This window comes from Dehalobacter sp. TBBPA1 (genome assembly GCF_040931655.1).
Classification (GTDB): domain Bacteria; phylum Bacillota; class Desulfitobacteriia; order Desulfitobacteriales; family Syntrophobotulaceae; genus Dehalobacter; species Dehalobacter restrictus.
In genome coordinates, this window is the sequence record NZ_CP162385.1 from 992,033 (window position 1) to 1,004,956 (window position 12,924).

At 39.3% G+C, this 12,924-nt stretch carries 12 protein-coding genes; 8 read left to right on the top strand and 4 right to left on the bottom strand.

Annotation, left to right across the window (positions count from 1 at the left end):
* The first annotated feature begins 49 nt into the window (after positions 1–49).
* Together AB3489_RS04980 and AB3489_RS04985 are read left to right on the top strand one after the other, a co-directional pair.
* Positions 50–1,033, top strand: coding sequence for a trigger factor (locus tag AB3489_RS04980; protein WP_368294161.1), 984 nt, complete (start codon positions 50–52; stop codon positions 1,031–1,033).
* Between the two features lie 37 nt (positions 1,034–1,070).
* On the top strand, positions 1,071–1,796 hold the full coding sequence (locus tag AB3489_RS04985) for a Crp/Fnr family transcriptional regulator (RefSeq protein WP_368294162.1): 726 nt from the start codon (positions 1,071–1,073) through the stop codon (positions 1,794–1,796).
* Between the two features lie 108 nt (positions 1,797–1,904).
* Here AB3489_RS04985 and AB3489_RS04990 read toward each other — a convergent pair whose 3' ends face one another.
* The 4 genes from AB3489_RS04990 to AB3489_RS05005 form a co-directional block, all read right to left on the bottom strand.
* Positions 1,905–3,155: a 4Fe-4S binding protein gene (locus AB3489_RS04990; protein WP_368294163.1), complete on the bottom strand. Its 1,251-nt coding sequence runs from the start codon at positions 3,153–3,155 to the stop codon at positions 1,905–1,907.
* Between the two features lie 84 nt (positions 3,156–3,239).
* Positions 3,240–4,532 carry a reductive dehalogenase gene (locus tag AB3489_RS04995; protein ID WP_368294164.1) on the bottom strand — a complete coding sequence of 431 codons (1,293 nt, stop codon included), beginning with the start codon at positions 4,530–4,532 and terminating at the stop codon, positions 3,240–3,242.
* Positions 4,529–4,840: a hypothetical protein gene (locus AB3489_RS05000; protein ID WP_368294165.1), complete on the bottom strand. Its 312-nt coding sequence runs from the start codon at positions 4,838–4,840 to the stop codon at positions 4,529–4,531. The genes AB3489_RS04995 and AB3489_RS05000 overlap by 4 nt, the downstream gene beginning before the upstream one ends.
* A gap of 265 nt (positions 4,841–5,105) precedes the next feature.
* Positions 5,106–5,783 (bottom strand): Crp/Fnr family transcriptional regulator, encoded by a 678-nt coding sequence (locus tag AB3489_RS05005; RefSeq protein WP_368294166.1) that lies wholly within the window; start codon positions 5,781–5,783, stop codon positions 5,106–5,108.
* A 433-nt stretch (positions 5,784–6,216) separates the two neighbouring features.
* Here AB3489_RS05005 and AB3489_RS05010 point away from each other — a divergent pair, with 433 nt between their 5' ends.
* The 6 genes from AB3489_RS05010 to AB3489_RS05035 all read left to right on the top strand — a co-directional run bounded on the left by AB3489_RS05010 (position 6,217) and on the right by AB3489_RS05035 (position 12,659).
* On the top strand, positions 6,217–7,869 hold the full coding sequence (locus tag AB3489_RS05010) for a reductive dehalogenase (RefSeq protein ID WP_368294168.1): 1,653 nt from the start codon (positions 6,217–6,219) through the stop codon (positions 7,867–7,869).
* A 15-nt stretch (positions 7,870–7,884) separates the two neighbouring features.
* Positions 7,885–8,202 carry a tetrachloroethene dehalogenase gene (locus tag AB3489_RS05015; protein WP_368294169.1) on the top strand — a complete coding sequence of 106 codons (318 nt, stop codon included), beginning with the start codon at positions 7,885–7,887 and terminating at the stop codon, positions 8,200–8,202.
* Positions 8,203–8,332: 130 nt separating this feature from the next.
* The gene (locus AB3489_RS05020; RefSeq protein ID WP_368294170.1) at positions 8,333–9,589 is read left to right on the top strand and encodes a 4Fe-4S binding protein; all 1,257 of its coding nucleotides are present in this window, start codon (positions 8,333–8,335) and stop codon (positions 9,587–9,589) included.
* A 128-nt stretch (positions 9,590–9,717) separates the two neighbouring features.
* Complete coding sequence (locus tag AB3489_RS05025; protein ID WP_368294171.1) at positions 9,718–10,701, top strand: trigger factor; 984 nt, start codon at positions 9,718–9,720, stop codon at positions 10,699–10,701.
* A gap of 250 nt (positions 10,702–10,951) precedes the next feature.
* Positions 10,952–11,644, top strand: a complete 693-nt coding sequence (locus AB3489_RS05030) for a Crp/Fnr family transcriptional regulator (RefSeq protein WP_368294172.1) — start codon at positions 10,952–10,954, stop codon at positions 11,642–11,644.
* A 328-nt stretch (positions 11,645–11,972) separates the two neighbouring features.
* Positions 11,973–12,659 carry a Crp/Fnr family transcriptional regulator gene (locus AB3489_RS05035; RefSeq protein WP_368294173.1) on the top strand — a complete coding sequence of 229 codons (687 nt, stop codon included), beginning with the start codon at positions 11,973–11,975 and terminating at the stop codon, positions 12,657–12,659.
* Positions 12,660–12,924: the final 265 nt, after the last annotated feature.

Consider the following 12,924-nt stretch of genomic DNA (forward strand, 5'->3'; position numbering starts at 1 on the left):
ATTATCCGGGCAGACCGTTAAAAATTTCCGGAAGGGGAGGAAGTCTCAAATGGCAGTCAACATGGAAGTTAGAAACGAAATGAAACAATTCCAACTTGGACAATACAAAGGATTAAACGTCGATCGTTTTGATGTCTGCGTCAAAGAAGAAGAACTTAATGAAGCACTCAATTACGTTAAAAATTCTTTGGACGAAATCCAGGTCGAAAAAAACGATGAACCGATTGAAACCGGAGACTATGTCATCGTAAATTTTGAAGGAACGGAAAATGGCAAGACAGTCCCAAAATTTAGGGAGAGAGGCTTTAAGTTCAGATTGTGTGACGAAAACGTCTTACAGGAATTCTCCGCCAACCTGCTTGGTAAGAAAATGGGCGAGACAGTGATATTTGAAACCACGATACAACCTGTCTTACTGGAATACCAAGCCTTATGGGGGCAGCAGATCGCCTTTTCCGTTGAGATTGTAAAAGTATATCGTATGAAAGAGCCGGAATTAACTGACGATATTGTCCGGGAAATTGACCCAAGAGTAAAAACCTTGCAGGAATTAAAAGAATTGTTGGCAACGGAGATCAATCAAGAGAAAAAGGCAATAGCGCGCGCAGCCAACATCGAAAAAGTGTTTCAGGCTCTGGCCGATCAAAGCAAGTATGAATTTGATGAAGGGACCTTAAATCAAGCAGCAGAGAATTTGTACCGGAAATTTGCCGAGGAGCTTAAGGCCATCCACGATATGGAACTCATTCATTACTTAATGCAAAGGAAGATAACGGCTGATGAGCTGCTTACCGAGTGTAAAGAAGAATCTGCGAAAATAATTTTTGGCGAAAAAATCTTGGATGCAGTGATTCAAGCAGAAGGGATTCAGCTCACTGGCGAAGAAATGAAGCAGGCAAAAGAGCAGTTGAAGAACAGCTGGCAGGATGATCAGGCAGCTGATTTAGCTAGAGAGCTAAAGATGTTGGAAACCCAACTTCTGAGAAGAACTACTATGGATTTCTTGCTGGAGGCGAATTTGGCAAGACCATAATCTCTTTTAAATTAATACGTTTGGGGGCTGAGGTAACATGTATATCTCCAATTCGCTTGTGTATTTGCAGTGGATTGAACGGCCGGTTAAAGACATTGTTATCAAACACGCTTCAAGTAAAGGAACGAAGGTGTCATTTAAAAAAGGCACCATCATCATTCCGGAAGGGAGTGTGGTGGAACATGCGTATGTTGTCATTAAAGGATGGGCTGCATATTATCTGAATAATCTCTGTGGGGAAGAAAGAATTGCCTCTTTAGTAGGCCCCGGAAGGGTTTTTGGCTTAGGACCGGCATTCGATCAGCTTCCGGTTGCTGTAAGCATTCACGCTATCGAAGATTGCGAGGCGTATAAGGTTTCCCGAAAAGACTTGATTCAGGCCATGCTTGAGGACATCAATTTAGGAATTGAAATGGTATCCATTGTAACATTGAGATTGCGGTCAATTTTAGAAGGGGAAAATATATTTTCTTCTTTGTCAACACCTAATCAAAGGTTGATCTATTATTTTGTTTCCTTGCTCCAATCCGGTGAACAAAAGAAACACGGGAACGGGGATTGGTATGAGCTGCCGGTAAACTTGTCCCATGAGCGAATAGGAGAGATTATCAGTGCCTCTCGGAGTACGGTATGCCGAATGATCAGCCAGTATAAACATACAGGGAAACTTAAAACTGTCAGAAATAGGCTTTTTATTAACAGGGGACTTGTAGAAGAATACGGGGTAATAGAAATTGATGGTTCGAGAGTGCTCGGCTACTAACTAAAATTTAAGATTGAGTAGCTAAAGTGGCACTTGTGTTTAGAAGCCGATATATGGTTATAGATTCAGACCCCTTGAGCAAAAATCAAATTCTAAAATAGTATCTTTTTATTGTTTGGGACTTGAAGAAATAGTTTCTGATTTTTGAATAACTGTTCTATTATATAGTTGCAGCAATTTTTTTGTAACCACATGGTTTACGTTACTTAATAAGTCCATTACTGCACCTATGGGGCATAAAAAATAGCACCAGAACTTATAGCTAAATACCGCTATTACCAACACGACGATAAGTTTTATCCAATCAAAGCCTGTTCCTTTGAAGCCAAATACTGTTCCAAACGGTTCAATATTTCCTGAAGCCGGATTGTTATTGATTATTACCAGAAAAACACCAAGCCATAGCAAGAAATAACGTGTTACTTTAAAGATTTTGGCAATTTTTAAACGGTATTTTACCCCACAAAGTTTATTGATTATTTCCTGCAAACCGCCAAAGGGGCAAACCCAAAAACAATAAATATTTTTCCCTGTGAATAATGGCAAACCAATTCCTGTGAATAAAATTAAATACCATAAAAAATTTTCCCGTATTGAAGGAAAAAAACCTAACATCGCGCCTGTCAAATATTGCATAGAAATTGGACGATTAAGCCAGAAGCCAAGCACTGCTATACTACAGCAGATAATTGGAAGTCGAAGATTTAATTTCCTTTTAAAGAGAAGATTCAATTGCTTAGTGAAGAAAGGAAAAATGATAGCACAAATGAATATAAACATTACAAATGCTTCTGCTGCTCCAAAATTCCATGGCTCACTTTTCTCTTCGATCTCAAGGTTCAGATTTCCTCTGCCAACAGCGTGGGACGCATTGCGAACTGCTTTAGCTATAGCTTTCGAGGAGATGGTAGCGCCTGAAACTCCGCTAAGATCTTCTCCTAGAACAAAAGGTGAGGTTACCTTTGCGTCCTTAAATTTATCCAAATAACCTTTTCTTAGGACTTCTCCTAAATAAGAAGGGGTTTCTTTTTGTTCGACAACAATTGTGCTAATAATTTGTCCGTTTAAATCTATACCTACTGCAATCTTCAGAGGACCACCATAACCATTGGCTTCTCCAAAAGCTACAAAACCAATCTCTTTTTGATTTGAATCTTTTGCCGAAAAAGTTAAAGGGTCTGAGGAGCTTTTTTCGAATTCTTCTGCTTGCGGATAAGCTTGCTTTAATACCCCAGCATATTGTTTGGCGTTATTTGTGTTTTCATTTGTTTTTTGTTTGTCTGAAATAAACCAAGCTCCAAGTAGAGCAATAATTGCCAGAAATATTATTATCTTTTTAACCAGCAAATAATTTTTCATTTTCTACATCTCCAGAGAGGTAGGGGAAGTGCGCTTTTTAAAGTAACACTTCCCCTATGACTATTGTTTATTTTGGGTCTTTAATTAAAGTTCAAAAGGTTTCTTTGCACCATATCCCAAAGTTTTATCCACGAAGACAAGGAAACGATCAAGTGGGGAGGCATGTTCTATGACCGAAGGTGTTATGTCATGGAACCAGGCTGTTCCTTTTACCTTATTGTACGGACATACTCCTATGCAAACACTGCAAGATGAACGATTTATTCTCCAAAAGTCAAAACATTTTCTTCCGTCGACAGGCCATCTGACGACACCGGGGCGGTTGGATATGTTGAGTGTTTCAGCTGTTTGTTCACCCGAGCTAATACAACCGTTAGGACAATTTTCCGCGCATTTTTTGCAGACATCGCAGAATGCTTTAACGCCCATATCCACAGGCTTATCTGGCATCAGAGGTGCGTCGGTAAGTACGGCACATAACCGTACCCGGGGACCGAATTTAGGCGTAATCAGCAATCCGTTTCTTCCTAATTCGCCCATACCGGCTTCAAGTGCGGCAGGAATTGTTGGCATCGTATCATTACCAATAGGGATAGCCGGATATCCTAAACCTCGGATGAACCTAGCCAGTGAGTCTGCAACTTCCACCATGTTAGAGTAGCCCAGTCCGGCGCTTGCTGAAGCACTGTAGGTTTTTAGATCACGAATTGGGTCATTTTTCATCTCGATCGCCGCTACTACAGCATACTTAAACTGTGCAGGATCTTTCGGCCAAGGCTTACTTGTTTTTTCTTTAAAGTTAAAGTATTGTGAATAAATCCAATTAGGGTCTAATTTGGCAACACCTACATCAAATGCACCAAGAAATAAGCCGGCGTTCTTGACCTTTCGGCTAAATACCTCAGGCTCTGCCTGAAAAGCATTTGGAGCTATCGTATCATCCCAAATCATGGGGTTATCAGTATTTTTAGTAGTAACTGTATTATAGGCCTCGGAGACTTTTTCATCCATGGTAATGACGGCATCGTCCCACCGCATTAAAGGTGATTGGGCGGATACTCCAAAAGCATTCATAAATGCCCCGTTATTATGCACGTGCCATGCAGCCAAGTTCATCGCCATGTATTCGTGCTCATCTTTTACACTAAAATCGCGAGCCTGTAAAGTTTTTCTCCAGGCGTTGTATTCAGCATCCCAAAATTTGCGGGCGAACATGGTATTCTTCTGATCGAAACGGCCATAATCCTTAGTCAACTCGTAAACTGGTTTGTCTACGGTTTTAGCCTGGGCTTCTTCCGGTGCTATCAAGGAAGGAACGCTTAAGGCTGCTCCAGCTACTAGTGCTGTTTTCAAGAAATTTCTTCTTGAAGTCTTCATGCCACTTCCCCCTTTTTCTCCATGTTGACCGAGTTCTTTTTACCCGGGGTAAGCATTTTCCTGAGAAGGGGCAATAATACCAGCATGATGGCTATAATAGTCGCTCCCATGATTGTGGCTGCTCTTGTTTCATGTTCAGCAATACTGAGACAGACAATATCAATTGCCAAAAAGGCAAGCGCATACCAAATGACAAAAACTCCCCATTGATACCATTTTAAAATAATTCCTTTTTCCTTTAAGCGCTTGTTGAATGTTTGGGCGATAAAGAAACTTAAAGCTCCTGCCGCCATCCAAATTAACCACACAAAAACCACTCCCTTTTTTTTGATCTGCCATGATTACACAGACACTTAATCGTTTTGTTTAACTTTTTTGTTAGATACCCCCTTTAGACATTGAGATTTTGTTTTGTGATTAAAGGCTATAACTCTTTTGAGATAAAGATAGCAAAATAAAAAAAGAAAACATATTGCCCAGACAACAGGGATTTTGTTGTCTACGCTACATATTTTCTTTGTCTTTGAAAATATCGATACTTTATTAAGCTTTATCGATAAATTTTTTTCGTAGTTATTCTGTTATAGCCTTATTATAAGCAGATAGTTTATCTATATCCGTAATAATATATTTTCCACTTTTAACATCAATGAGATTTTGTTTTTTTAAGCCGATAGCTATTTTGGATGCTGTTGTTCTATTAATACCCAATATATCACTAAGAAACTGATGCGTGATTTTAATATTCAGACTAACAGTATTATCACTATTCTTTTCTCCATAATATCTGGCAAGTTGAATTAATGTATTGCATACTCGAGTTTCTGCCTCACCAAAAGTCAGATCCTGAGTCTGGTAGTAGAAAGTTACTATTTTTTTAGCCATTGATTCCATCAAAAATTCAACAGCATTATAATCCGTTTTCAAGATATCAACAAGCGTATTTCTACTCACATATAAGGCCTTGGCATTATCGGATGCCTTATAATAAACAGGATTCAGCACATTCCCAAAAATATTGGTTTCGCCTATTATAGAACCGGGACCAAAGATGAAAAAGATTTTGGAATTACCATTAGAGGAATAGATAAAATTTTCTACTCTGCCTTCTGTTACGATAAGTATGCCTTCCAATAACTGCCCGGGATAATAAATAATTTGATTCCGCTTAAATTTTAGTTCATTTCCCCTTTCTAAAAAAATACCAGGCACTATTTTATTTCCGAAGATAAAGCAGTTATTTCCTTCCATACTTTAATCCTCCTAAATAAAGAATCGTGTCAAATAATAATAACCCAATCACACTGGAGCCATTTTCACATGGGCTTGAAGCCAAAGGCATTGAGGCTGACATCTTTCCGACCCGCTAATGTTGTTGTCTGGTAATATTTAATTATCCGTTTTTAACAAAGCATCATTTGTATGTTAGTGTATCATAGAATGATAAAAGTTAAAATTAAAAGGACTCATTTTTTTAATAGATAAAGAGGTTAAGGCCACCTTGAATGTTCAAGGTGTTTTTTTATTGGTCTGTTTCAATTTGAGGTTTGTCAGTAATCTTAAACATTTAAAAATGTTTTCAACAATAGTTTAACAAATGTGTTTCTAGACACAGAGACAATAATTTTAGATAGCCTACAATAAAGTGGAATTAATAATTCCATTTTAAGGGAGGAGAGACTACATGGCGCACAATGTAAGCAGAAGATCTTTTTTCAAAACATCCCTAATGGGTGCCGTAGCTGTTGCAGTTGCATCCGCTGCAGCGGCGAAAGAAACTTTTAACCCATTAACAGCTGAAGCGGCAGAGATCGTAGCTCCAATCAAAGAAACCTCGGAATTTCCTTACACAGTGGATGCAAAATACCAACGTTTGCCCGGAAACAAGCTCTTATACCAAAGGGTCTTTGATCCGAAAGAAAACAAATCTCCAATTAAGTTTAAGCATGATGATGTTTCTAAAATCACAGGAAAAAAAGACACCGGGAAAGAACTTCCCAGAATTAACGCTGAGACGCTTGGAATTAAAGGACGTGATGCAACCCTTACTGAAACGGGAGGTATTTTTTTCTCCCATCATGACGGTACGGTTTTACCACTGCGCAAGGATGAGTTGGGATGGCGTGAACTGGAAGTAGCATTAGATGTGGCAGCCTGGTCAGTAGAATATAAATTCAATGGATTTACCGCACCTGGGAGTGGCCCCGGCGGCGTCATTGCGCATTATCCGTTTAATCCCGCAACCAATGAATCTGGTACAGAACCGGTGGTTATCCAGGGCATGTATTCTTGGGACAATTCCAAAGTTGTGGAGAGACGTGGTCAAGGGCGGCAATGGAAATTCGGCTCAGGTGAAGAGGCCAGTAGAATTGTGAAAAAAGCAGCCCGCTTCCTGGGGGCAGATCTGGTTGGTATTGCGCCCTATGATGATCGCTGGACCTATTCAACCTGGTCTCGGCCAAACCTTAAACCGTTCAAATTACCGGATGGCAGGACTGAATTTTTTCCGACGGATCCTTTTAAATTTATGAAAGGGGAAGTAGAGACCTTCGGGCAAACCGTTTTTGATGCAGATTGGGAAAAATATGCCGGTTTTAAGCCGAAATCAGTCATCGCTATGGTATTCGAGATGGATTACGAAGCATACCGCACCGCTCCGTCGATTCTTCACAGCGCCGCGCCAGGCAAATCTTACTCGAACATGGGAGAAGTGGCTTTTAAAGTGGCAAACTTCTTAAGAGAGATTGGGTACTATGCAATCCCGTCGGGAAATGATACCGGAATGAGTATTCCAATTGCAGTTCAAGCCGGTCTGGGAGAGGTAGGAAGAGCCGGACAGCTAATCACCCAAAAATACGGGCCCCGGCTGCGTATTGCCAAGGTCTATACAGATTTGGAACTCGTCCCTGATAAGCCAAGAAGTTTCGGTGTACGTGAGTTCTGCCGCTTGTGCCTGAAATGTGCAGATGCTTGCCCGTCACAGGCCATCTCTCATGAAAAAGAAGCACGGGTTTTGCAGCCCGAGGATTGTGGTCCGTCGGAAAATCCTTACACGGAAAAATGGCATGTCGACTCTCATCGCTGTCTCTCTTTCTTTGCCTATAACGGTGGAGATTGCGGGAACTGTATCTCGGTCTGTTCTTGGAATAAAATTGATCAATGGCAGCATGATGTGGCCAGAATTGCTACCCAAATTCCTTTGGTTCAAGATGCAGCCCGTAAGTTTGACGAGTGGTTTGGCTACAATGGCCCTGTAAATCCTGAAGAACGGATTGAGTCCGGCTATGTTGCGAATATGGTGAAAGATTTCTGGAAGGACACAGAACCGACAAAATAAAGGAGGGAAACTAAAATGAAAATTGCGAATGACTTTGTTTGGATGTTTTTTGGTATGTTAATGCTCATTATTCAATTTGGTATTTGGCAGTATTCAAAAAGCAAAGTAAAAAATACGATTCCTATACAGCTTTGTGGTTTTCTTGCGAACTTCTTATTTATATTTACTCTGGCCTGGGGTTATGCTAGCCTTCTTGAGCACGAATACCAGGCTGCCTCAATGGGGTTTGTCTTTTTTGGCGGAGCAACGCTGATCCCGAGCATTATCACATATAGATTATTGAAGAGTTCGCCCAAGAAGAGCAAAGAAAATTCTGAAACCATCTCAGTCTAGATTAATTGAAGGAATAAGATGCTTTTTAATACGCTAGCCACTTGTCCATTTAGCTTTGGTATTAGTGGCTTGCGTACTTTATTACGTCTATTAAGGATTTATTCTCAAAAACAGCGAAGGATGAAAAAAGATGGCTAGTAAAAAGAGAGACCTGGAGTCTTACTATTTGATCGTACTATTCATAACTGCGATAGCGGCGATCTTTTACGGTATCTTTTGGACGAATAAAACCATTGATTACGAGGCGGTTATTCAGCAGAATATTCCTGGTGTAACATCCATCGAGAAAATGATCGGGGCCCAACGTGCTTATCAAGTTGATGCTGAAGGGAAGAAATATTATGCCGTCTGTGACTCCGCAGTAGGGTATCAATCCCGCATCGAAGCCATGACCATCGTCAACCAAGAAGGCTTAGTGGAAAAAGTGATCATTACCCAGCAGGGTGAGACCCCCATCTTTTTTGAGAGACTTTATACCGGGAAATTGTTTGATCAATTTAAGAATCTCTCCATCAAAGAACCTGTTTATTTGGGAGGGGCTTCCGGTTATTCCGGTTATCTGGATGAAAGACAAACCAATAATTACATTGACCGGGTAACCGGTTCCACGGTATCGTCTCATGCTGTAGCTGAGGCAGTTAACAAAGGGACTGCGTATATCGCAGCACAATTCTTTCATACGCGCTGGAGCAATCCTTATGACACTTATCAATTTAACCGGCAGGATTTCACCATGACGATAATCTATATCATCGCGCTCGCTGCAGCTTTCATCAAGAAACTCGTGCGGCTGAGGATTTGGATACTCTTAGCAAGCTTTGGTATCATGGGATTTTTCGTAAAAAAATTCGTAGCAGCCAGCAATTTGTTCTCCTTAATAACGCTGCAAATGCCCGGGTTGACCAATTTGGGATGGTACGTGCTTATTGGTGGAACTTTGAGCTTCATTGTCCTCTTAGGAAAGAACATTTACTGTGCCTGGATTTGCCCTTTCGGAGCAGCCCAGGAGGTCATCAATAAAGTGGCGGGTTTTAAATCCTTGGGGATTTCCCCGCAAGTCACCAAGAAATTGAAGCTGGCTGCGCCGACCATCCTATGGGCTGCGGTCATGCTTGGAACCTTCTTAGGGGACTATGGAACATTGGATTACCAGCCGTTTAGTGCATTCTTCCTGTTTAAAGCCGTATGGGTCATGTGGTTAATGCTGCCGATATTTATTTTCATCAGTCTGTTTATCAGCCGGTTTTATTGTCAATTCTTCTGTCCAGTCGGCTTTATACTCAACTTACTAAATCGTTGGCGAAATAATGGGGTGAGAGTATGGAAACAAATGTGGAACCGAATAGGGTACCAAAGATGGAACCAATGGAAAAACAACAAAGCCTAAAAATAAAAGATCTGTTATTTATTGCTTTAATACTGATACTTGGAGCAGCTCACATTATTGTAATGCTTCAATCAGTTGGCATTATCCGGGCGGACCGTTAAAAATTTCCGGAAGGGGAGATATCTTGAGTGGCAGACAACAGAGAGGTTAGAGGCGAGATGAAACAATTTGAACTTGGACAGTACAAAGGATTAAATGTCAATCGTTTTGATGTATCCGTCAAAGAAGAAGAACTTAATGAAGCACTCAATTATGTTCAAAAATCAATGGACGAAATCCAGGTCGAAAAAAGTGATGAACCGATCGAAGCCGGAGATTACGTCATCGTGAATTTTGAGGGAACGGAAAATGGTATGACAGTCCCGAAATTTAGGGACAGAGGCTTTAAGTTCAGATTGGGTGACGAGAACGTCTTACAGGAATTCTCCGCCAACCTGCTTGGCAAGAGGATGGGCGAGACAGTCGTTTTTGAAACGAAGATACAACCTGTTTTATTGGAATACCAAGCCTTATGGGGGCAGCGGATCACCTTTTCCGTCGAGATTGTAAAAGTATATCGTATGCAAGAGCCGGAATTGACAGACGACATTATCCGGGAAATTGATCCAAGAGTAAAAACCTTGCAGGAATTAAAAGAATTGTTGGCAACGGAGATCAATCAAGAAAAAAAGGCAATAGCACGAGCAGCAAATATTGAAAAAGTGTTTCAGGCGCTGGCCGATCAAAGCAAATATGAATTTGACGAGGAGACATTAAATCAAGCAGCAGAGAATCTGTATCGGAAATTTGCTGAGGAGCTTAAGACAGTCCACGATATGGAACCCATTAATTACTTAATGAAAAGGAAGATAACGGCCGACGAGCTGCTGGCTGAGTGTAAACAAGAGGCTGCGAAAATAATACTTGGAGAAAAAATCTTGGATGCAGTGATTCAAGCAGAAGGGATTCAGCTTACCGGTGAAGAAATGAAGCAGAAAAAAGAGCAGTTAAAGAACAGCCGACAGGATGATCAGGCAGCCGGTCTGCCCGGAGAGCTAAAAATGTTGGAAACCCAACTTCGGAGAAGAACAGCCATGGATTTTTTGTTGGAGGCAAATTTGGCAAAAGGATAGTGTCAACTAGGTATTCTTCCATCTTACTATGTTTAGAATTAGGAGAAGCAGCTTAAGGCTGCTTTTTGCCTTTTTGATCATATTCAACATTTTCTACATTTGTATGCTGGGTAACATACAGAATTCTTATTCTATGTTAATATTGATTCGAAAGATAAGATCTTTGTCCAATTGTATAGCAGTTTATAGGTTAATCATTTATAAAGGAGTATAATAATTTAAATTTATATATTTGCGGGAGAATAAAAGTATGGACAAAATAGCAAATAATTATGGGGCCTTACCCAATCATTTTTATCCGATGAAAAAGCTGCAAAATTATATTCACATGGGTGTTGTCCGTGAATATCGTAAAGGGGATTCCATTGTTTTGCCCGGAGAGTTAATAGATAGAATCGTCTATGTGCTTTCCGGAAAACTAAGTATAAGTTTTCTTAATGAAGATGGACGAAAAAAAATAATGTTCTATGCGGGCCCTTATACCTTTTCCGACAGATTATTCCCAGTTGATCCCTGTTTTGTTCATGTTGTTTCCGTAGAGGACAGCACAGTATGTTTTTTCTCCAAAGAACAACTTTCAGAAATCTTCCAGATGGATAAAGAAATGATTTTTGAATTCATTACATCCTATTCGTCGAAATGTAGTTATTTTATGCGGGAAACCCATGAGATGGCCCTTTATAGCCCATCAGCCCGGGTCTTGCGTTTACTTTATGATCTTTGTCTTAATCAGGGGAAATTGGTTGATGGCGTTTATCAAATTGACGTTAAATTATCCCAAAAGTCTATCTCAGAGATGACAGGTATTCACTATGTGACTATCTGCAAACTATTCGGATATCTGAGAAAAGAAAATATTTTATATAAAACGACAAATAAGATTACAGTCTTTGACTTGCAAGGACTTAAAAATTTAATTAATGACTGGATGAAAATAAAATGATATCATGATAGTTTGTTATTAAGAGAAAGCAGTAATTCTAAATCCCTGCTTTCTCTTTTTTGACATAGAAAATATTTTTAGAAAGATTATTAACAGATAGAGCAGGTAATGAAAAAATTTATATTGAAGTAGCCGCAGGAGTAGAGGCAGTCAGAGTTACTGTGAAATAGTAGCAATATAGGCAGGACTAAGAAATATCGAAATAATAGCCATGGCTATTATTTCAGGTCAATTAATTAATTATAATTGATTATGATAATGAGAATAATAATTTAGTCTTGTCTTGTCTAAGGCGTACGATCAAATCTCGCAGTATGGAGGATAAAGAATGGATGAATTTCTTAAAAATTATATTCTGCCAGATACATTTTATCCTATCAGTAAACTATTAAATTATTGTCATTTAGGCTCCATACGGAACTATAGAAAGGGAGAAATCATAGTATTTCCTGATGAAATAGTGAATAAGGCGATATTTGTAATATCTGGGAGATTCAATATTAATACCGTCGCGGATGAGTGCAGGGAATTATTTATGTACACTGCTGGGCGGCATTCCCTTATGAACAGATTGTTTGAATTTGAAGAAGAAAAAATTCAAATTGTTGCGATTGAGGATAGTAAGGTGTGCTATTTTTCTAAAGAGCAATTACTTCTGGTCTTTAAACAAGATGAAGAAATAATCTTTGACATTTTTAGAAATTATAGCGTTAAGGGAGCTTATTGTTATAAGCTTTTCAGTGAAATGAAGCGATTTACACCTTCTACAAGGGTTTTACGATTGTTTTATGAGTTGTGTCAATCGAACGGAGAATCTATTAATAATCAATGGATAATAAATATTGCATTGTCAAATAATATTATTTCTGAAATAACCGGGATTCATTATGTCACAGTTAGTAAGATACTTGCAAGTTTAAGAAAAGAAAAAACTTTAATAAAAAAAAGAAAGGTAATTATTATTTATGATTTAAAAAAATTAAAAGATCTGATTGATGTGGGAATATCTTACTAATTAGCTATTAAGAACTGCTTTTCTCAGTAATATGCTGAAAGCAGTTTTTTTATTTTCATCTTCAGGCGGCTTTGCCAGTAGCCCACTAGGAGTATTAGCAAAACAGTCGATTATTTCTTCAATAGACGCCCCTTCTATAGGTTAAATTGTTACTGTAGGCAATTCCATATAGAATTGGCGAACAAAGCAAAGTCAAAATATTGTTAAAAGCAGTGATCGCTAAATACGCCAAGAAGTAGGGCTATATACAATATTAGTATAGTAA

Coding starts and splice junctions, on each gene's coding strand:
- AB3489_RS04980 (WP_368294161.1), top strand. CDS start 50: ATGGCAGTCAACATGGAAGTTAGAAACGAAATGAAACAATTCCAACTT.
- AB3489_RS04985 (WP_368294162.1), top strand. CDS start 1,071: ATGTATATCTCCAATTCGCTTGTGTATTTGCAGTGGATTGAACGGCCG.
- AB3489_RS04990 (WP_368294163.1), bottom strand. CDS start 3,155: ATGAAAAATTATTTGCTGGTTAAAAAGATAATAATATTTCTGGCAATT.
- AB3489_RS04995 (WP_368294164.1), bottom strand. CDS start 4,532: ATGAAGACTTCAAGAAGAAATTTCTTGAAAACAGCACTAGTAGCTGGA.
- AB3489_RS05005 (WP_368294166.1), bottom strand. CDS start 5,783: ATGGAAGGAAATAACTGCTTTATCTTCGGAAATAAAATAGTGCCTGGT.
- AB3489_RS05010 (WP_368294168.1), top strand. CDS start 6,217: ATGGCGCACAATGTAAGCAGAAGATCTTTTTTCAAAACATCCCTAATG.
- AB3489_RS05015 (WP_368294169.1), top strand. CDS start 7,885: ATGAAAATTGCGAATGACTTTGTTTGGATGTTTTTTGGTATGTTAATG.
- AB3489_RS05020 (WP_368294170.1), top strand. CDS start 8,333: ATGGCTAGTAAAAAGAGAGACCTGGAGTCTTACTATTTGATCGTACTA.
- AB3489_RS05030 (WP_368294172.1), top strand. CDS start 10,952: ATGGACAAAATAGCAAATAATTATGGGGCCTTACCCAATCATTTTTAT.
- AB3489_RS05035 (WP_368294173.1), top strand. CDS start 11,973: ATGGATGAATTTCTTAAAAATTATATTCTGCCAGATACATTTTATCCT.